We start from the raw sequence: 19,450 nt of genomic DNA, 5'->3' as shown, positions 1-19,450 counted from the left end.
GCCTTACTGCACCCGCCACTTCTGGTTCGGCGTGCCCGAGCACGACCACAACTGGAGCCGGGCGCCGTCGCCGGTGCCGTTGTCCTTGACGTCGACGCACTTGTCGGCCTGCGGGTTCACCAGGTCGCCCCGGACGCTCAGCACGAACTGCTGCGCCGGGTTGCCGCTGCACCGGACGAGCTGGATGACGGCCCCGTCGTCACGCGAGCCCCAGGCGACGTCCATGCACATGCCGAGCGTGCGGACGGTGCCGTCACCGTGGAACACCCACTTCTGGTTGGCGGTCCCGGCGCATTCCCACAGCTGGAGCGGGGTGCCGTCCTTGCCCTTGCCGTCCGCCGCACCGGTGACGTCGACGCACCGCCCGGAGGCCTGCCCGATGATCAGCTGCCCGGGGACCGGCTTCGGGGCCGGCTTCGGCGTCGAGCCGGTGTTCGGCTTCCCGCCCCCGGAGCCCGACGATCCCGAACCCGACGATCCCGGCTGCGACCCCGCCGCGCCCGTCGAGCCGGTCGTGCCGGAGCCGGGATCCAGGGTCTGTGCGGGCGCGGACGGCGCCTCGGGGACGGGCAGCGGCGCGGCGGAGGCGTCGGCCTTCGGCGCGGCCGGCGCGGAGGCGACCGGGCTGGGCAGCGTGGTGCGGCCGGCCTCGGCGAGCTTCTCCGAGGCGCGGCTGGTGACGGACGGCTTGTACGTCAGCCAGATCATGACGAACGCGATCGCCAGCGCCAGACCGACGCTGAACGCCGTCGCCAGCCACCGCGGCAGGAACCCGCGCTGCACGAACGTCCCGTCCAGGACGAGCGGTTGTGCGCCCGAACGCTGCACGGTGAGCGCGTACGGCCGCTGCTCCTTGGACCCGAACCAGATGATCTGCCGGGGCCGCAGCGTCGCGTCGACGAACGCGGCCCGCCCCGGTTCGATCTGCACGTTGCCCGGCCGGATCTCGTACGACAGGGAGTCGCCGTTGTCGGACCCGGCGACGGAGGCGGTCAGCCGGGTGTTGCCGAGGTTGTCGACGGCTAGCCGGGGCCTCCCCCGGAAACGGCCCTTCACCGTGGGCGGGACCAACTCGGCCCGCATCTCCGTGAACGGGGTGATCGTCAGGTTGCCCTCGGGGACGGTGACCGCGTCGGGGTGCTCCGTGGGCGTGATGCGCACCGCGTAGGGACTGGGGCCCGCCGCCGCGTCCGGGGTGCGGGGCGGGGCGAAGGTCAGCTCGACCGTGCCCGTCGTCCCCGGGTAGAGCCGCAGCGTGGGCGGCTCCACCGTGGTCCAGGGAGCCACGCTGCCCACCGGCTCGAAGCGGTACTCGTCGACGACGTCACCGGTGTTGCGCACCCGCAGGCGGACGGTCGTGCTGCCGCCGGGGTCCACGGTCGCCGCCGCCGGTTCCAGGGAGGTCCACAGAGTCACCTGTCGACGCTATGGGTGAGGGCGGCGGGCCGTCAGGAAGCGTCGGGGCAGGGGCGCTGCCCGAAGGGGACGACCTGCCCTGCCCCGAAGTCCTCGCACCGCCGCGGACTCAGACCGTGAACTCGACGGCCTCCAGCTGGTGCCCCTCGTCCATGTTGCTGCCGCCGTACCTCCAGTCGCCGGGCTTGGTGCAGCCGAGGCCCATCCAGCCCTTGTCCTTGACGTTCGCGTTCTGGCACACGGAACCGTCGTTGACCTTGATGGTGAAGCCCTGGAGCGGCGAGACGGCTTCCTTGCTGCTGCCGATGTACATGTCCTTGCCGTCGGCCGCGCTCGACCACTTGTCGCCGGTCAGCCAGTCCTCGACCACGTGCGCGCCGTTGCCGCTGACGCCGCCGGTGCCGGCCACCGCGATGTTCAGCGCCTTGATGGGCAGGCCCTTGCCGGTGGTCCCGGCCTCGGAGCCGTCGCACACCGGCTTCTGCCAGCCCCGGTCGGCCACATAGGCGCGGTAGCAGATGTGTCGGCCCTCGCTGCGGGCGGCGAGCTGCTTGACGGCGGTGGCGGCGGTCTCCGGCTTGGGCTTCGGCTTCGGTTTCGGCGCCTCGTTGCCGCCGCCCCCGCCCCCGCTCTCGCCGCCGCCACCGGAACCGCCCGTGCCGGCGGCCTCGGAGGTGGCCGGCCCCTCGGGCTTCGCCGCGGGCACGGGGACGGCCGCCGACGGGGGCGCGCTCGGCGCGGCGCTGAGGCTCGGGCTGGGCGGCGGGAGGGTGCTGACCCCGGCCTGCGCGAGCCGCTCCTCGGCGAGGCTGCGCACCGGCGGCTTGTAGCCGATCCAGATCATCACGAACGCGATCGCCAGCGCGAGGGAGACGCTCAGCGCGGTCGCCAGCCAGCGCGGCAGGAACCCGCGCTGCACGAACGTCCCGTCCACCGCGAGGGGTTCGGCGCCGGAACGCCGTACCGCCAGGGAGTAGGGCTGCTCCTCCTTGGACCCGAACCAGATGATGTCGCGGGGCCGCAGCGTCGCGTCGACGAACACCGCACGGCCCGGCTCGATCTGCACGTTCGACGGCTTCAGCTCGTACGACAGCCGGTCACCGGTGTCGCCGCCGCTGAGCGAGGCGGTGACGCGGGTGTTGCCGACGTTGTCGACGGCGAGCCGGGGCCGCCCCCGGAAACGGCCCTTCACCGTCGGCGGGACCAGTTCGGCCCGCACCTCCGTGAACGCCGTGACCGTGAGGTTCCCCTCCGGGACGGTGACCGCGTCCGGATGCTCGGTCGGCGTGATCCGTACCGCGTACGGGTTCGGGCCGGCCGCGGCGTCCGGGGTGCGGGGCGGGGCGAAGGTCAGCTCGACCGTGCCCGTCGTCCCCGGGTAGAGCCGCAGTGAGGGCGGCTCCACCGTGGTCCAGGGCGCGGTGGGGCCGACGGGCTCGAAGCGGTACTCGTCGACGACGTCACCGGTGTTGCGCACCCGCAGCCGCACGGTCGCCCGGCTGCCGGGGTCGACGGTGACGGAGGCGGGTTCGAGAGAGGTCCACAGGGTCACCCCGGCGAGGCTACGTCCGGCCCGCCGGGGGCGTCATGAGGCCCAGGGGCAGGAGGGTGTGCCCGTTCGGGCAGCTCCGCAGGCCTGGTGTCAGAGGGTCTGGTGGTAGCGGTCGGCCTCGTCCGTGATGAAGTGGGAGAAGGCCGTGGCCGCGAAGCTCCGCCACTCGTCGACGGGGAGGACCGGAACGCGCCGCAACTCGACCAGCACCTGCTTGCGGTCGGCCGTCGCCGGCCCGCCGGCCTGCGTCGGGGCACCGATGTCGACGGAGTCCAGCGGACCGGCCCAGACCGGGTCCACTCCCTGCATCACCTTCCTGACGATGCCCTTGCAGATGCCCGTCTCCTCGACCAGGTCCCCGTGCAGCCGGCACATCAGCGCCACCACGTCGTTCAGGGACACCGTGGATCCGATCACACCGTCGGCGACCAGGTCCCGCCACAACCTGCCCATGTGGGTCTTGAGCAGGACCGGCTGGTCCTTGGGCAACGCGCTGGGGAAGAACGCCTGGTGCACGGCCGCCACGGTGAGCACCTGGAGCAGACCGCGGACGCTTCCGAGCTTCTCCCCGGATGTGTCCTCCATGCCGAAAGTTCGGGCGAGCACGTCGGCGTCGAGGCTGAGCACGTTGCCGGCGACCTCGGCGCTCTCCCGCATCTCGTTCTTGGTGTCATCCGCCTTCCAGAACGCCTGGTCGGCGCCGTAGAAGTCCTGGAGGTGCTGTTCGTCGCCGGCCGCGTGCTGGTAGAGGCCGGGCAGGGAGTCCAGCGGCACATCGGGGTTGACCTGAGGCTGACCGGAGTCGTCGGCGACGTGGACGGTCACGTAGGTGTCACCGGGGAGCTCGAACTGCGGCCTCGCCCTGGGGTCCTCGGCCTGCTCCGCCCTGGTCGCCTGGTGGATGCTTTTCGCCACTCGCCAGATCTCGTTCATCACCTCGGTGAGTTCGTCCATGCTCTTGAACGGCCGGGTGACGAACTCCAGGTTCTGGCCGTCCTTGACGACGTACCAGAGGCCGCTTGCCCTGCCGTAGTGCTCGGCCTTGATCTCGTACACGTCAGGATCGGACTCCGACTCCGACTTCGTCTCCTCCGTGGCGAAGAGGCCGTCGTCCGAACCGGACTCCGAGTCCGAGCCGCCCTTGACGTCGACCTTGCTGTTCAGCTGCTGGAACTCGAAGCCCACCCGCGCCGGGGTCTCCGCCCGCCGCTGGACGAACGCGTCGGTCCCGCCGGTGTGCGCCGCGTCCGGGGACGCGTGGCCGTGCCCCCCGCCGTGCTCGCCGCTCGGGGCGTCCTGCTCCATCGCCCGCTGCACCGGCGCCGACATCACGCGGTGCGCGTTGGCCTCGGCGGCGCGTTCGAAGCTGTCGCCCGGGTCGCTGACGCGCAGGCCCGCGCCGTTGTCGGCGCCGGAGACCGGGCCCTGGCGCTGCTGGACGACATGGGTGAGCTCGTGGGCCAGGGTGTGCTTGTCCCGGCCGTTCCACACCACGTGCTCGCGCGAGGTGTACGCGCTCGCGCCGATCTCGGCGGCCGAGCGCTGGGCGACGGCGTCCGTGTGCACGCGTACGGAACTGAAGTCGACGCCTCCGAACCGGGCCGACATCTCACCGGCCAGCGGTGTGTCGAGGGCGCGGCCGGGCGAGTTCAGCACCTGGTGCACCAGGGAGCTGCGCTGCACGGCGGGCTGCTGTTCGTGTCCGCAGCCGGCGGAGTGCTGGTGGCGCTCCGCGTCGACGGCGCGGGAGACCGCCGCGTTGCCGGCGAGCCGCTGGAGGTCGAGCACCGTGGCCGCCGGCCCCGGGGGCCGGGCCGCGCGGGCGGCGGGCCGGGAGCCGGGCGTCCGTTCGTTCGGCGAACTGCCCTTGTCCTGCGCGCGCACGAGCGCTCCCCTCGACGGCCTTGACGGTGAAGAAGCCACGTCAGCGGATCAGCCTGGCCGAGAACTCGAGTGCGGGGCAAGGGCCTTCGGGGCAGAGAGGGCGGGCGCGGCCGACGGGCGTTGCCCTTCGGGGCAGACGGTCTGCCCCCGGTTCGGCACCCGCAGACGTTTCGACCGACGCGCTTCGCGCGTGACCGTGAGAGATGTCCTGACGCGTACCCCGAGGAGAGCACAGCATGCCGTCCTACCTGTCGCCCGGCGTATACGTCGAGGAGGTGGCCAGCGGCTCCCGCCCGATCGAGGGGGTGGGGACCTCCGTCGCGGCCTTCGTCGGACTCGCGCCGACCGGCCCGCTGAACGAGCCGACGCTGGTCACCAACTGGACCCAGTACGTCGCGGCGTTCGGTGACTTCACCGACGGGTACTACCTGGCGCACTCCGTCTACGGCTTCTTCAACAACGGCGGTTCGGCCGCGTACGTCGTCCGCGTCGGCGGCAGCCCCGCGGGCGCCTCCGGTGACGCCAAGTCGCCCGCCGCGGTGGGCGGTTCGCAGGCTCCGGCCGCACTGCCCGCCGGCGAGCCCACACAGCTCGGCGCCTTCGCGGTGACGGCGACCGCGGCCGGCCAGAGCGGCGCCCCGCTGAGCGTGGAGGTCGCCGACCCCGAGGGCGAAGGCCCCGCCGAACGCTTCCGGCTGATCGTCAAGGACGGCGACAAGGCCGTCGAGACGTTCGACGTGACCGCCAAGAAGGGCAACCGCTCCTACGTGGTCACCCAGGTCAAGGAGCGCTCCAAGCTCATCACCGTGGCCGAGGCCGCGCCCGCCGCGCAGCTGGTCCGCCCGGACAACCAGACGGTGACGCTGGCCGTGCCGCCCGCGGCCGCCGCCCCCGCCGGCCCCACCGGCGCTACGGCCCAGGACGGGACCGTCGGCCCGGCCCAGTACCTCGGCGACAGCGCCGACCGCACCGGCTTCGGCGGCCTGGAGGCCATCGACGAGGTGTCCATGGTCGCGGTGCCCGACCTGATGGCCGCCTACCAGCGCGGGGCGATCGACCTGGAGGCCGTCAAGGCCGTCCAGCTCGGACTGATCGCGCACTGCGAGCTGATGGGCGACCGCGTCGCCGTCATCGACCCGCCGCCCGGCCTGAACGCCCGTCAGATCCGGGTCTGGCGGCAGGAGACCGCCGGCTACGACAGCAAGTACGCGGCGCTGTACTACCCGTGGATCAAGGCCTTCGACCCGGCGACCGGCCAGGCCCGCCTGGTCCCGCCGAGCGGCCACGTGGCCGGCGTGTGGGCCCGTAACGACTTCGAGCGCGGTGTGCACAAGGCCCCGGCCAACGAGGTCGTGCGCGGCGCGGTCGACCTGGAGATCCAGATCACCCGGGGCGAGCAGGACCTGCTCAACCCGATCGGCGTCAACTGCATCCGGGCCTTCCCGGGCCGCGGCATCCGCGTCTGGGGCGCGCGCACCCTCGCCTCCGACCCGGCCTGGCGCTACCTGAACGTGCGCCGGTACTTCAACTACCTGGAGGAGTCGATCCTGATCGGCACCCAGTGGGTGGTGTTCGAGCCCAACGACCACGCGCTGTGGGCCCGCATCAGGCGCAACGTCTCGGCGTTCCTGGTCAACGAGTGGCGGTCCGGCGCGCTCTTCGGCGCACGGCCCGAGGAGGCCTTCTACGTCAAGTGCGACGAGGAGACCAACCCGCCGGAGTCGGTCGACGTCGGCCGGGTGGTGTGCGAGATCGGCATCGCACCGGTCAAGCCGGCCGAGTTCGTGATCTTCCGGCTGGCCCAGTTCTCCAGCGGCAGCGGTGAGCTGGAGGAGTAGCCGCGCCTTCCACTCCACCCCCTGTCGCCAACTCCCCTAGAAGGAATGCAAGATGAGTCTCCAGCCGGGTGACGCCCTCACTTCGCACAATTTCGGCCTGCAGATCGACGGCGTGATGGTCGAGTACCTCGCCGAGGTCAGCGGCCTCAGCATCGAGCAGGACGTCATCGAGTACCAGCAGGTCTCCGCGCAGGGCAAGCCGGTCACCAAGAAGCTGCCGGGCGTGAAGAAGGCGGGCACCTGCACGGTCGTGCGCGGCATGACCCAGTCCGCGGCCTTCAACCAGTGGATCACCGAGTCGATCAACGGCGCGATGGGCACCGCCCGCAAGAACGCCACGATCATGGTGATGGACTACCAGAACAACCCGGTCAAGCGGTACAACATGCGCAACGCCTGGTGCAGCAAGATCGACACCAGCACGGTGAAGGCGGGCGAGGCCTCCGCGCTGACGGAGACGGTCACCATCACGTTCGAAGAACTGGTCATCGAGTAATGCGGCGTACGGCTGCGCGGGGGCCGGCGGCGGCCGGGGTTCCGGCCGCTGTTCCGCCCGCGGGCGGGGAGCCTGGGCCGGCGTCGGCTCCGGCGCCCTTCCCGGCCGCCGCCGCACCGGCGTCCGCCGTGCCCCCGCCGGTTCAGCAGCGTCTGCAGACGGAGTTCCCCTTCGAACTGCCGCGCGGCTACGTCGACGAGGCCGGCGTCGTCCACCGCGACGGGGTGATGCGCCTGTCCACGGCCCGGGACGAACTCGTCCCGCTGCGCGACATCCGCGTCCAGGAGAACCCGGCGTACCTGTCGGTCGTCCTGCTCGGCCGGGTCATCACCCGCCTCGGCACGCTGCCGCTCGTCCACGACGGCGTCGTGGAGAACATGTTCGCCTCCGACCTGGCGTTCCTCCAGGACTTCTACCGCCAGATCAACGCGGAGGGCCACACCCGCGCGACCGTGGAATGCCCGCACTGCGCGGAGCCCTTCGAGGTCGAACTCGGCGGGAGCCGCCTGGGGGAATCGTGACGTACGCGACCGACCGGCTGCACGAGGAGATCGCGTACGTCGCCTTCCACTTCCACTGGAGCCAGGACGAGATCCTGGACCTCGAACACCACGACCGCCGCCGCTACACGGACCGCATCGCGTCCCTCGTGGCAGGGACGGGGAGCTGAGGACTGATGGGCTTCCTGGAGAGGTTCCGCGGGGGCGCCGGCTCGGGCCGGAAGCGGTCGGGGCCGGGGTCGGGGCCGGGTGGCGACGGTGCCGCTGGTGGCGGTGGCGCGGCTGGTGGTGACGCCGTAAACGGCTTCGCCGTCGGCGGCTCTGGCGATGCAGCGGCTGCGGGGAGCTCGGCCGATCCGGGAGCCGACGGCGGGCCGGGCGGTTCCGCTGTGGGCGGGGCGGCCGGCTCGGCCGGCGGTGCGGTGCGTCCCCGTTCCGCCGGGTGGACCGCGTTGCCTGCTCTCCAGCGGGCCGCGGCCCGTCGTACGGCGGGGGTCGCCGACGCCGGCTTCGGTGGTCGGCTGGCCACCTGGCAGAACCCTTCCTTCACCGGCGCGCGGTCACTTTCCGTCCTGGACGGCAGCCGGGGCGAGCGGATGACCACGCTGTCGTCCGGGCCCTCACATCCGGCCGCGTCCACCGAACCTCCGACCGCCGCGCCTCCGGCGTCGGTCCCCGCTCCCGTCACACCCGCCCCCGTTCCGGCGCCCGCCGTGCCGACGCCGACCGTGAACCCGGGCCCGGTCGTCGCGGCGCGGGGCGTCCACGTGCTCCCGGCTCCGCCGGCTGCGTCGGCTCCCGCACAGCGGCGCGCGCTGTCCGCCCGACCGCCTTCGACGCCGCCGGCTTCCGCGCCGCTGACCAGGTCGGCCGCCTCGCCGGTGCAACGGCGTGCGCTGCCCGCGCGGGCCCCGAGCACCCCGAGGAGCGGCTCGGGCGCGAGCACGCCCCCGCCCGCCGACGGCGGAACCCCGGCCTCCGCCCAGGAGCCCGCCCCCGACCGCTCCGCGACGGCCGCACCGGCACCGGGGGCGCATGCCGTCGCGCCCGCCGTCCAGCGGGCGCCGGTCGGCGCTACGGCCGCGCAGCCGACGCGCGCTGTGCCGTCGCCGGAGTCCGGCGACGAGGGCGCGGTCGTGCAGCGGGCGTCGGCGGTCCGGCCCGCTCCGAGCGCGAACCATGGACGCACGCCGACGCCGACGGGCGCAGCGGGCCCGGCAGACGGTTTCGGCCCCGCTCCGGTCGGGGAACGCCCGTCGAGTCCGGCAGGCGGGGCCGCCGCCCGTACGGCGGGTGAGCGGACGACCCGTCCCGCGGACGTGCGGGCGACCGGCCCCGTGGCCCCCACCTCGAACCCGACGACCAGGCCTGCCGCAGGCCGAGCGGGCGGTGCCGTGTCCGGGCGGGTGGGAACGCCCACCGCAGGCCCGGCGGGCACCCCGGCCCCGGGGCCGGCGTCCCCGGCCGCACCGCCGACGACAGGCAAGCGTGCCTCGGTACCGACCGTTCAAACCGCAGCCGACCCCGCCCACCAGCGCCCCACCCCTGCGACGGGTCGGCCCGCGGTCGGTCCGACGGGCACGCCCACCGCAGGCCCAGCCGGCACCCCGGCACCGGCGTCCCCGGCCGCACCGCCGACGGCAGGCGCCTCCGCCCAGACGCGTACCGCCGCCTCCGGACCGACGGTTCAAACCGCAGCCGGCCCCGGCGGCAAGCGCCCTGCGACTTCGACCCGTCGGCCCGCCCCCGGCCCGACGGACACGCCCACAGCGGGCCCGTCGCCCCTGTCCGCGTCGAACCCGGTGGGCGCGCCCACCGCAGGCCCAGCGAGCACCCCCGCTCCGGGACCGGCAGCCCCGGCCGGATCACCCCCGGCGATCGCGCGCGCCTCCGGCCCAACACGCACTGCCGCCCCGGAACCGACCGTTCAAACCGCAGCCGACCCCGCCCACCAGCGCCCCACACCTGCGACGAGTCGGCCCGCAGTCGGTCCGACGGGCCCGACGGGTGTACCCACCTCGGGCTCAACAGGTCAGCACACGGCCGCACCCACGGTTCAGCCCGCGCGAGGCCCGGTCGTCAGGCCCGCCTCCGCAGTGCCGGCGGAGTCCGCATCCACTTCCGCGAGCGGCCGCACGACCGACCAGGCGCCCCTCGCCACGTCCAGCCCGGCGGTCAGGCCTGCCGCAGGCCCGGCGGCCCACCGTCCGTCCGCACCGGCGGATCGGACCACGCCGGGCCCCGCCGTCCAGCGCACCCCCGGTCCGACAACCGGTCCCACGCCCACCCCCGCAAGTGAACGCACGCCGGTCCCACCGAGCGGGCCCACTACGAACTCGCCAGGACACCGTCCGCCCGCACCGGCGGATCGGACCGCGCCGAGCCCCGCGGTCCAGCGCACCCCCGGCCCGACGACCCGTCCCGCGGGCGACCGCACAGCGACCCCGGCGACCCACGCCCCCTCTGCCGCACCGGCGCCGACGAACCAGACCGCGCCCGGTCCCGCAGGCAAGCGCGCCTCGACGCCCCCGGCGGTCCGAAGCGCGGTGGCCCCGGTCGGCAGGCCCGCCGCAGGACCGTCGAGCCACCACGCGACCGGTCCGGACAGCGGTGCCGCGCCCATGCCGCCGACCGCGCCGGGCGCTACGGCGAACACGCCCCCGGCGTCCGCTCCCTCGGCCCGCGCAGCGAACGTGCAACGCGTCGGCCTCGCTCCAGGATTCGCCGCACCCACCTCCCCCGGCCCCGTGACACCGGCTCCCCGAGCGATCAACTCACCTGCCGCCCAATCGACTTCGGCCCCCGCTGTCCAGCGGAGCGCCGCCCGGAGGCCCGGCCTGGGCGCCCCCGCGCGCGGCAGCGCGGCCGTGCCCGGCAGCGGCCAGGCGCCACCCGCCCAAGCTGCGTCCTCCCGCCCGTCCGCTCCCGTGGGCCCTCAGCCACCGCTCCCCGCGCAGCCGGCCCCTGCCGTCCCCTCGGCCCGGAACGCGGCCGCCCCGCAGACCGAGCGGCCCGCTCCCGCGAGCGGACGAGCCCGCCCGGCCCTCGGCGCCCCACTCCCCACCCGCCCGGCGGGCGCAAGGCCGGTCGAAGCACCCGCCGCACACCACGCCGCGCCCGCCGTACAGCGCACGACGGACCCGCAGCCCACCCGGCACACCGCTCAACACACCACGCCAGCCTCCCCCAACCTCACCCCGAACCCCACGCCCGCCGCACACCACACCGCGCCCGCCGTAACGCACACGACGACCCCACAGCCCACAACCGCGCACACCCGGCACGCCACGCCTGCGTCCCCCAACCTCACGCCCTCCGCACCCGTCGCACACCACACTGCACCGGCCCTGCAGCGCACGACGACCCCACAACCCCCCACCGCACCCACCCGGCACACCGCTCAGCACACCACGCCCGCGTCCCCCGGCCTCACCCCGAACCGCACGCCCGCCGCACCCGCCGCACAGCGCATCAGCGCCCCTCAACTCCCCTCCTCACCCACCCATTTCGCCCCGGCGACCCCCACCGTCCGCCCGACACCGCCCGCCCCCGTCCAGCGCCGCCCCGCGCCCGCCGTCGTGCCCCTGCGCCGGACCACCCCCCACACCGCCCCCCTCCCCGTCGTCCAGCCCCGCACCGCCCAAGCGCCCCAGCCGCCCGCACCGCCGGCTCCACCGGCTCCACCGGCACAACCGGCGGAGCCCCCCGCCCCGGTCCCGCCGGCCCTCGCAGCGATCCAACGCGTCCCGGCACCCCGCAGCGCCGCCCCCACCGCCACCCCCACACCCCCCGCGGCCACCACCCCGACCCCGCGGGCCAAGAGCTCCGCAAAGCCGGCACCCGCCGCCCCCACCTCTTTCGACCCCCGCGCCCTCACCGACTTCCAGCTCGACGAACTCACCCATCGGCTGACCGGCCGCATCACCCGTCTCCTGCGCACCGAACTCCGCCTGGACCGCGAGCGCATCGGCCGTCTCCGCGACCCCCGCACCTGAGGCCCGCCGCCCCCGAAGCCCACCGCACCCCAGAAAGGCCCACCCCCGATGTCCCGCGATCTCGACCCGGGCTCCACCATCTTCTTCACCCTGACCATCGACGGCGAGAGCCTCGGATACTTCAACGGGTGCGAGGGCCTGTCCTCCGAGGTGGAGATCGAGCACCGGCAGGAGGGCGGGAACAACGGCTTCGTCTGGCAGCTCCCCTCCCGCGTCACGTTCTCCACGATCCGGCTGACCCGCCCCCTGACCCCGGACACCACCAAGGTCGCGAAGTGGATCTCGTCGGTCACCACCGGGGTGACCCGCCCCACCGCCCAGATCGCCGCGCTGCGCGCCGACGGCTCGGAGGTGGCCCGCTGGGGGCTGATCGACGTGCTGCCGGTCAGATGGCAGGGCCCGTCCCTGGACCCCGCCAGCCCTGGCGTCGCCACGGAGGTCTTGGAGATCACCCACCACGGGTTCACGGACTAGGCGGAGGGAAGCACCACATGGCCAAGGGAAGCAAGGGCGGCGCCGGCAAGAGCCTGGTACGCGCCACGCTCGCCATCCACGAACCGCCCGTGGGGTCCAGCACCACACCGGGCGGCATGATCAAGTCGTTCGCGTTCGACTTCAACCCGGCGCAGTTGCAGCTCGGCCGCCGCGCCCAGTGGAAGGTGACGCCGACGGCCGCCGTCCGCGACGGCTCCGTACCGGAGTTCATGGGCCCCGAGCCGCGCGAGATGACGCTGGAGATCTTCCTCGACTCCTCCGACCAGCCGGGCGGCAACACCGTGCTGAAGAAGGTCGAGTCGCTGCTCGAATGCTGCGAGGTCACCGCGAAGAGCATCGCCGCCAAGCAGCCCTCGCCGCCCTGGGTGGTCTTCCAGTGGGGCTCCTTCTCCACGGCCCGCTTCACCGCCTACGTCAGCAGCGTCGACGTCGGCTACTCCCTCTTCGGCACCACCGGCGTCCCCATCCGCGCCACCTGCCAGGTGCGGCTGCACGAGATCCCCAGCAAGACCAAGGGCCAGAACCCGACCTCGGGCGCCCTCACCGCGCGTCGCGTGCACCGCGTCGTCGCCGGGGACTCCCTCCAGTCGCTGGCCTGGCGGGAGTACGGCGACACGGCGGCCTGGCGGGCGATCGCCGAGGCCAACGACATCGACGACCCCGCCCGGCTGCCCAACGGCGTCGAACTGGTGCTGCCCGCGGCGGAGGAGGTGCGTCACTGATGGTGCAGTCCGCCTACTCCAGCGTCGTCCAGGTCACCCTGGGCGGCCGGCCCCTGCCCGCCGACTTCGCGCCGCTCCTCGTCGAGGGCTGGGTCGACCAGGGCCTCGGCGTCCCGGCCGCCTTCCGGCTGACGTTCCGCGACCCCCACCGGCAGGTCCTGCGCAAACTCGGCGTGCGCTTCGGGACGCCGGTCGTCATCGCCCCCGTCGCCGACGGCCAGGGCGCCGCCGATCCGCTGCTGACCGGCGAGGTGTCCGGGCTGGAGGCCGACTACGACGGCACCGGCTCCTTCACCGTCGTCCGCGGCTACGACCACGGTCACCGGCTGATGCGCCAGCGCCGGATCGCCGCCTACCGCAACCAGAGCGCCTCCGACATCGCCCGCAGACTCGCCGCGCAGGACGGCGTCCCGGTCGGGCGGATCCAGTCGACGAAGACGGTGTACGAGTTCATCAGCCAGGCCAACGTCACCGACTGGGACTTCCTCGCCCGTCTCGCCGACGAGAACGAGATGGTCATGTCCGTCGACGCCAAGGGCAAGTTCCAGTTCGTCCGGCCCGACCCCGCCTCCGGGGCGCCGCCCGTGTCCACCCCCGGCGAGAAGAGCCCCTTCGTGATGGAGGCGGGCACCGACATCCTCCGGCTGCGCGCCGCCGTCACCGCCGCCGAACAGGTCGGCACCGTCGAGGCGCGCGGCTGGGACGTGACGACGAAGAAGACGCTCACCGCGACCGTGCCGGCCACCTCCAACCCGGGCATCAGCATCGGCACCACGCCCGCCGAGGCCGCCGTGAAGTTCAAGCCGGCCAAACTGGTCGACGCCCAGACGCCGTACGACCGGCAGTCGGAGGTGAAGTTCGCGGCGGAGGCCCTCGCCGACGAGGTCACCGGCTCGTTCGCCGAACTGGAGGTCGTCGCCCGCGGCACCCCCAAGCTGCGGCCCGGGCTGCCCGTCACGCTCGCCGACGTCGGCGCGCCCTTCGAGGGCAAGTACACGGCGACCTCCGTGCGGCACGTCTTCGGCGACGGCAAGCACTACGAGGCCTGGGTCACCGTCAGCGGACGGCAGTGGCGCTCGCTGTACGGGCTGTCCTCGGGCGGCGGCGGCGCGGCCAACGGCCTCCAACTGCCCGGCATCGCCAACGCTTTGGTCACCGACGTCCAGGACCCGCTGAAGCAGGGCCGGGTCAAGCTCCGCTTCCCCTGGCTGGACGACGCCTACGTCAGCGACTGGACGCGGGTCGCGCAGTGGGGCGGCAAGGACGGCGGATCGATCTTCCCGCTGGACGTCGACGACGAGGTCCTCGTCGCCTTCGACCGGGGCGCGCTGGACCACCCGTACGTCATCGGCGGCCTCTACAACGGCCGGGACAAGCCGACGCCCGTCCGCGACGTGCCGCTGCACGACGGGGCCCGCAACCGCGCCGCCCGGCACACCCTCTCCGACCGGGACGGCAACCGGGTCGACCTGCTCAGCCAGCGCACCGGCGGCAAGCAGGGCGTACGGCTGACCAGCGGCGACGACAAACTCGTCATCAACCTGGACCGGACGAGGACCGAGATCACCGTCGACAGCAAGGGCACGGTGAGCATCACCGGCGGCCGGTCGGTGACGGTGGAGGCGGGCACGGACCTCACCCTCAGCGCGCGGCGCAACCTGACCGTCAAGAGCGGCGGCACCCTCACCATGCAGGGCCGCGGCCTGGTCAACCTCAAGTCGCTCGGCGGCGCGGTCACGGTGGACGCGATGGGCGCCCTCAACCTCAAGGCCGTGGGCGCCACGCTGATCAGCTCGGGCGGCACCCTCCAGGTCAACTCCATCGCGAACGTGGGCATCCGGGCCGTCACCCTCATGCTCCAGGGCGCCGTGCTGGTCAACAGCAAGCCGTACCCGCTGCCGTGACGAAGCAGCGCCTCAGGAGAAGGAAAAGGCAGGTGGCCCTCTGATGGCCGAGCAATTCGTCGGATCCGGCTGGGCGTTCCCGCTCCGCATCGGCCCCACCGGGGGCATCGCCCTCGTCAGCGGGGAGCGGGAGATCGAGGAGGCGATCCGGCTGGTCCTCGCCACCGCGCCGGGCGAGCGGCCCATGCGCCCGGAGTTCGGCTGCGCCATCCACGACCTGGTGTTCGCCCCCGTCAACGAGGCGACCGCGGGCCGCATCCAGCACGAGGTGTACGCCAGCCTGGACCGCTGGGAGCCGCGCATCGAGGTCCACGACGTCGAGGTCACCGCCGGCGCCGAGCAGGGCGTGCTGTTCATCGACGTCCGCTACTCGATCCGCGGCACGAACAACCCGCGCAGCCTCGTCTTCCCCTTCTACGTCATCCCGTCCCACGAAGAGCCGGACTCCCCGAGCTCCTCCGGTACGGCTTCCGAAAGCGACCGCTGATGGCCCTGCCCTCCCCCAACCTGGACGACCGCCGCTTCCAGCAGTTCGTCGACGACGCCAAGCGCTACATCCAGCAGCGCGCGCCGGAGTGGACCGACCACAACGTCTCCGACCCGGGCGTGACCCTCGTCGAGACGGTCGCCCACATGGCCGACCAGATCGTCTACCGGCTCAACCGCGTCCCGGAGAAGAACCACCTCGCCTTCCTCGACCTGGTCGGCATCCACCTCTTCCCGCCCTCGGCGGCCCGCACCGACGTCACCTTCTGGCTGTCCGCGCCGCAGGAGGAGACGGTGCTGCTGCCCATCGGCACGGAGACGGCGACCGTGCGCACCGAGAGCGAGGAGGCCGTCGTCTTCGCCACGGAACGCGAACTGGCCGTCGTGCCCTCCGCGTTGCGGCATCTCGTCGTGCAGCGGCAGGGCGAGCCGGTGTCGGACCGGACCGCCGACCTCGCCGAGGGCAAGGACGTGCTGTGCTTCGCCGAGGCCCCCCGGCCGGGCGACTGCATGCTGTTCGGCCTGACCGCGGCCGTCCCGCACTGCGCCGTCGACCTCGAACTCGACAGCCGCGTGGACGGCGTCGGCGTCGACCCGCGCCAGCCCCCGCTGGTCTGGGAGGCGTGGACCGAGGACGGCTGGCAGGCTTGCGAGGTCGACCGCGACGGCACCGGCGGCCTCAACCGCCCCGGCGAGGTGGTCCTGCACATCCCCGGCGGGCACGTCCTGTCCCGCTCCGGCGGCCAGGAGGCCGGCTGGCTGCGCTGCCGCGTCACCGAGCCGCTGGCCGGCCAGCCCTTCTACACCACCTCCCCCACCGTGCGCTCGGCCGAGGCCTTCACCGTCGGCGGCACCGCGCCCGCCGTCCACGCCGAGACCGTGTACGACGAGGCCCTCGGCGAGTCCACCGGTCTGCCCGGGCAGCGGCTGCGCCTCGAACACGCTCCGGTCGTCGGCGACGACCCGCCGCTGCTGCTCCAGACCGCAGAACACGACGGCTGGACCGACTGGTCCGTCGTCCCGCACTTCGCCGCCTCCCGCCCCGACGACCGGCACATCACCCTGGACGCCGCGACCGGCGAGATCGCCTTCGGCCCCTCCGTGCGCGAACCCGACGGCACCCTGCGCCAGTACGGCGCCGTCGCCCCCAAGGGCGCGGTGATCCGCGCCCGCCGCTACCGCACCGGAGGCGGCCGCGCCGGCAACGTGGCCCGCGGCGCGGTCCAGGTGCTGCGCACCTCCGTGCCGTACGTCTCCGAGGTCGTCAACCGCGAGGCCGCGCGCGGCGGGGTCGACGGGGAGACGGTGACAGAGGCGAAGGTCCGCGCGCCCATCACCCTGCGCGCCCAGGAGCGGGCCGTCACCCTGCGCGACTACGAGGAGCTGGCCCGCCGCGCCGCCCCCGAGACCGCCCGCATCACCTGCCTCGAAGGCAAGCCCGACGAACACGGCGCCTACGCGGTACGGGTGTTGGTGGTTCCGCAGGCCGTCCCCGATCCGGGTGGACGGCTACGTTTCGAGCAACTCGTGCCCGGCGACGCACTGCTGGACCGGATCACCCGCCATCTGGACGAACGCCGCCTGATCGGGACCCGGTTGGCGGTCGGCCCGCCGTTCTACCAGGGTGTCACCGTGGTCGCCACCGTGCACGCCTTCCGCGGCGTGGACACCGACCGGGTGCGCCGGCAGGCCCACGACGCCCTCTACCGCCACCTCGACCCGCTGACCGGCGGCGCGGACGGCCGGGGCTGGCCCTTCGGCCGGCCCGTCCAGTCCGGCGAGGTCTTCGCCGTCCTCCAGCGCGTCCCCGGCGTCGAACTCGTCGACCAGGTCACCCTGCACCCGGCCGACCCCCTCACCGGCAAACGCGGCGAGGCCACCGACCGCATCGACCTGTCCGCGCCCTCCCTGGTCTTCTCCTACGACCACCGCGTCCGCGTGATCGGGGACGGCGCGTGAGGGGCTCCGTCGACGGTCTCGGCTCGTCCGCACCGATCGGCGCCATGCTGCCCGCCGTGTTCGCCGACGACGACCTCGCACAGCGGTTCGTCGGCGGACTCGACGAGGTGATGGCGCCGATCCTCAACGTCCTGGACTGCCTGCCCGCCTACTTCGACCCGGCACTCGCCCCGGCCGACTTCACCCGCTGGCTGGCCGGCTGGGTCGGCGCGGAGACCGACGGCAGCGAACCGGAGCCCCGGCTGCGGGCCGCCGTCGCCGCCGCCGCGTATCTGCACCGGGTGCGCGGCACCCGGCGCGGTCTCGCGGAGGCGGTACGGCTCGCGTTCGGCGTGGAACCGGAGATCTCCGAGAGCGGGGCCGCCGCGTGGAGTGCCCGCCCGCTCGGCCCGGTCCCCGGCGATCCCCGTCCCCACCTGCACGTCTCGCTCCGCCTGCCCGACCCGGGCCCGGCCGACGAACACCGGCTGGACGCCCTCGTGGCCGCCGCCCGCCCCGCCCACATGCCGTACACGGTCGAGGTGACCGCCGCGACCGCCGCCGAAAGGACCCCGGAGAGATGACCACCCACAACTGCGCCGAATGCGGCACCCGGGCGGAGCCGGGCCAGTCCTTCTGCGACGCCTGCGGAGCCGTACTGAGCTGGACGGACCGCTCTCCGGCCGGCAGGACGCCGGCCGCGACACCGGCGGGCGCGAGCGCGGGCGCCGAGCGGAAAGCCTCGGGCGCCGGCGCCGGCACGGCGGCGGCCGCTGTGACGACGTCCCCCGCGACGGCGGCCGGTACGCCGGCGACCGCGCCCGCCGTCGTGGCTGCTCCGGACGGGGCGGAGGCCGGCGCTCGGACCGCGCCCGCCCCGGCGGAGCCCTCGGGCCCGGCGGACGCTCCCCCCTCCTCGGAGGACGAGGACACGGCGGAGACCCCGCTCCCCGCCCTCCCACCGGACCAGCCCACCTCGCAGGAGGCGCCCTCCGCGCCCCCCGCGGCCCAACCGGCCCCGGCAACCCCGCAGCCCACACCCACACCCGCACCCGCACCCGCACCCGCACCCGCACCGACCACGGCCCCCACGCCCGCCCCCGCGATCCCCTCCCCCGCCCCCGCGCCCGACGACACCATGACCGCCCGCGCCCGCTCCCTCCTCGTCCCCGTCGCCGAACCGGAACCCCAACCCGAGCCGCAGCCCCCCGTGGCGCCGGTGCTGCCGGGACGGCCGGTCGTCGACCGTCCGCAGGTGCGGGCCCCGGGACCGCAGCAGGGCGAGATGAACGGCGTGCCCTGCCCCTGGTGCGCCACCCCGAACAACCCGGATCGGCACTACTGCGTGCGCTGCGCGATGCCGATGACCCTGGTCGACGACGCGCCGGCGCGACGCCCGTGGTGGCGCCGCCTGCCGGGCTTCCGCAACGGCCGGACCCCGTGGGCCGGCGACCGCCCCCGGCTGCGGCGCACCTTCGACCGCGTCGTGACCTGGGTGGTCGCCGCGGCCGTGCTCAGCCTGCTGGTGTGGGTCGGGTTCAGCACACCGGGCTGGATCGACGCCACCCGCGACCACTTCGCCAAGCGCGCCCCCGTCGCCCCGGACCAGATCACCGCCTCCCGCTCCTACCCGGGCCACAAGCCCGAGCTGGCCTTCGACCGGCTCAACAACAGCTGGTGGGGCCCCGGAGTGTCCCAGTCGGGCCAGGGCGAGTGGATCGAGGCCCGCTTCGCCGAACCGACCCGGCTGCTGGACCTGATCATCACCCCGGGCGTCTCGACCCGCGGCGACCAGCTCCAGGAGTCGGCGCTGCCCCACCGGGTGAAGGCGACGATCACGAAGAAGGACGGCACGACGACGACCCGGGACCTCGTCCTGGACCAGGGCGCCGGCGGCCAGCGGCGCGCGTTCCGCGTCGGCGAGGTCACCAAGGTGCGTCTGACGATCGAGTCCGCGTACGCGGCGTCGGCGAGCAAACAGGTGGCCATCGCCGAGATCGAGTTCTTCGGCCCGTCGACGGCGAACTCCGGCTGAGTCCGGGCGGCTTCACATGACCGAGGGCGGCCTCCCCGACCGGGGGCCGCCCTTTTCCGCGGCCACGCCGAAGCCTCGGGGGCCAGAGCGACCGCCGGACCGCACAACGACACGAGGCCCACCCCGTGTGACACGGGGCGGGCCTCGCAGTGAGAGCGCCGGGCAGGCCTTGCACCTGCATCTCCCCAC

At 74.1% G+C, this 19,450-nt stretch carries 15 protein-coding genes; 12 read left to right on the top strand and 3 right to left on the bottom strand.

Annotated elements, in window-relative coordinates; genetic code table 11:
• Window positions 1-3: 3 nt before the first annotated feature.
• From ACIRS4_RS15815 to ACIRS4_RS15805, 3 genes are all read right to left on the bottom strand, one after another.
• Window positions 4-1,416, bottom strand: coding sequence for a ricin-type beta-trefoil lectin domain protein (locus ACIRS4_RS15815; RefSeq protein ID WP_404195383.1), 1,413 nt, complete (start codon window positions 1,414-1,416; stop codon window positions 4-6).
• Window positions 1,417-1,525: 109 nt separating this feature from the next.
• Window positions 1,526-2,968, bottom strand: a complete 1,443-nt coding sequence (locus ACIRS4_RS15810) for a hydrolase (RefSeq protein ID WP_404195380.1) — start codon at window positions 2,966-2,968, stop codon at window positions 1,526-1,528.
• 90 nt (window positions 2,969-3,058) lie between these two features.
• Complete coding sequence (locus tag ACIRS4_RS15805) at window positions 3,059-4,852, bottom strand: DUF4157 domain-containing protein (protein ID WP_404195379.1); 1,794 nt, start codon at window positions 4,850-4,852, stop codon at window positions 3,059-3,061.
• A gap of 236 nt (window positions 4,853-5,088) precedes the next feature.
• Between ACIRS4_RS15805 and ACIRS4_RS15800 the strand changes: the two genes are divergently transcribed.
• From ACIRS4_RS15800 to ACIRS4_RS15745, 12 genes are all read left to right on the top strand, one after another.
• Window positions 5,089-6,690 carry a phage tail sheath family protein gene (locus ACIRS4_RS15800; protein WP_404195375.1) on the top strand — a complete coding sequence of 534 codons (1,602 nt, stop codon included), beginning with the start codon at window positions 5,089-5,091 and terminating at the stop codon, window positions 6,688-6,690.
• A gap of 52 nt (window positions 6,691-6,742) precedes the next feature.
• Window positions 6,743-7,186, top strand: coding sequence for a phage tail protein (locus ACIRS4_RS15795; protein WP_130438933.1), 444 nt, complete (start codon window positions 6,743-6,745; stop codon window positions 7,184-7,186).
• Entirely contained in the window at window positions 7,186-7,707 is a 522-nt protein-coding gene (locus tag ACIRS4_RS15790; protein WP_404195372.1) for a hypothetical protein, read from the top strand. Before ACIRS4_RS15795 ends, ACIRS4_RS15790 begins: the two co-directional genes overlap by 1 nt.
• Entirely contained in the window at window positions 7,704-7,856 is a 153-nt protein-coding gene (locus tag ACIRS4_RS15785) for a DUF6760 family protein (RefSeq protein ID WP_404195369.1), read from the top strand. The genes ACIRS4_RS15790 and ACIRS4_RS15785 overlap by 4 nt, the downstream gene beginning before the upstream one ends.
• 2,757 nt (window positions 7,857-10,613) lie before the next feature.
• Window positions 10,614-11,681, top strand: a complete 1,068-nt coding sequence (locus tag ACIRS4_RS15780) for a hypothetical protein (RefSeq protein ID WP_404195366.1) — start codon at window positions 10,614-10,616, stop codon at window positions 11,679-11,681.
• A 48-nt stretch (window positions 11,682-11,729) separates the two neighbouring features.
• Window positions 11,730-12,155, top strand: coding sequence for a phage tail protein (locus tag ACIRS4_RS15775; RefSeq protein WP_404195363.1), 426 nt, complete (start codon window positions 11,730-11,732; stop codon window positions 12,153-12,155).
• A 17-nt stretch (window positions 12,156-12,172) separates the two neighbouring features.
• Window positions 12,173-12,898 carry a tail protein X gene (locus tag ACIRS4_RS15770; RefSeq protein ID WP_130438939.1) on the top strand — a complete coding sequence of 242 codons (726 nt, stop codon included), beginning with the start codon at window positions 12,173-12,175 and terminating at the stop codon, window positions 12,896-12,898.
• On the top strand, window positions 12,898-14,802 hold the full coding sequence (locus tag ACIRS4_RS15765; protein ID WP_404195360.1) for a VgrG-related protein: 1,905 nt from the start codon (window positions 12,898-12,900) through the stop codon (window positions 14,800-14,802). Before ACIRS4_RS15770 ends, ACIRS4_RS15765 begins: the two co-directional genes overlap by 1 nt.
• 43 nt (window positions 14,803-14,845) lie before the next feature.
• Complete coding sequence (locus ACIRS4_RS15760; RefSeq protein ID WP_404195357.1) at window positions 14,846-15,289, top strand: GPW/gp25 family protein; 444 nt, start codon at window positions 14,846-14,848, stop codon at window positions 15,287-15,289.
• Entirely contained in the window at window positions 15,289-17,247 is a 1,959-nt protein-coding gene (locus ACIRS4_RS15755) for a putative baseplate assembly protein (RefSeq protein WP_404195354.1), read from the top strand. The genes ACIRS4_RS15760 and ACIRS4_RS15755 overlap by 1 nt, the downstream gene beginning before the upstream one ends.
• Entirely contained in the window at window positions 17,244-17,810 is a 567-nt protein-coding gene (locus ACIRS4_RS15750; RefSeq protein ID WP_404195351.1) for a phage tail protein, read from the top strand. Before ACIRS4_RS15755 ends, ACIRS4_RS15750 begins: the two co-directional genes overlap by 4 nt.
• Window positions 17,807-19,261 carry an NADase-type glycan-binding domain-containing protein gene (locus tag ACIRS4_RS15745; protein ID WP_404195349.1) on the top strand — a complete coding sequence of 485 codons (1,455 nt, stop codon included), beginning with the start codon at window positions 17,807-17,809 and terminating at the stop codon, window positions 19,259-19,261. Before ACIRS4_RS15750 ends, ACIRS4_RS15745 begins: the two co-directional genes overlap by 4 nt.
• Window positions 19,262-19,450: the final 189 nt, after the last annotated feature.

Source organism: Streptomyces sp. NPDC101166, from assembly GCF_044768125.1.
Classification (GTDB): domain Bacteria; phylum Actinomycetota; class Actinomycetes; order Streptomycetales; family Streptomycetaceae; genus Streptomyces.
The sequence above is the reverse complement of the archived record's forward strand: the minus strand, read 5'-3'. Positions and strand labels throughout refer to the sequence as shown.

What these genes read in the sequence shown, in the direction of transcription:
- ACIRS4_RS15800 (WP_404195375.1), top strand. Translation starts at nt 5,089, where the DNA reads ATGCCGTCCTACCTGTCGCCCGGCGTATACGTCGAGGAGGTGGCCAGC.
- ACIRS4_RS15795 (WP_130438933.1), top strand. Translation starts at nt 6,743, where the DNA reads ATGAGTCTCCAGCCGGGTGACGCCCTCACTTCGCACAATTTCGGCCTG.
- ACIRS4_RS15790 (WP_404195372.1), top strand. Translation starts at nt 7,186, where the DNA reads ATGCGGCGTACGGCTGCGCGGGGGCCGGCGGCGGCCGGGGTTCCGGCC.
- ACIRS4_RS15775 (WP_404195363.1), top strand. Translation starts at nt 11,730, where the DNA reads ATGTCCCGCGATCTCGACCCGGGCTCCACCATCTTCTTCACCCTGACC.
- ACIRS4_RS15770 (WP_130438939.1), top strand. Translation starts at nt 12,173, where the DNA reads ATGGCCAAGGGAAGCAAGGGCGGCGCCGGCAAGAGCCTGGTACGCGCC.
- ACIRS4_RS15765 (WP_404195360.1), top strand. Translation starts at nt 12,898, where the DNA reads ATGGTGCAGTCCGCCTACTCCAGCGTCGTCCAGGTCACCCTGGGCGGC.
- ACIRS4_RS15760 (WP_404195357.1), top strand. Translation starts at nt 14,846, where the DNA reads ATGGCCGAGCAATTCGTCGGATCCGGCTGGGCGTTCCCGCTCCGCATC.
- ACIRS4_RS15755 (WP_404195354.1), top strand. Translation starts at nt 15,289, where the DNA reads ATGGCCCTGCCCTCCCCCAACCTGGACGACCGCCGCTTCCAGCAGTTC.
- ACIRS4_RS15745 (WP_404195349.1), top strand. Translation starts at nt 17,807, where the DNA reads ATGACCACCCACAACTGCGCCGAATGCGGCACCCGGGCGGAGCCGGGC.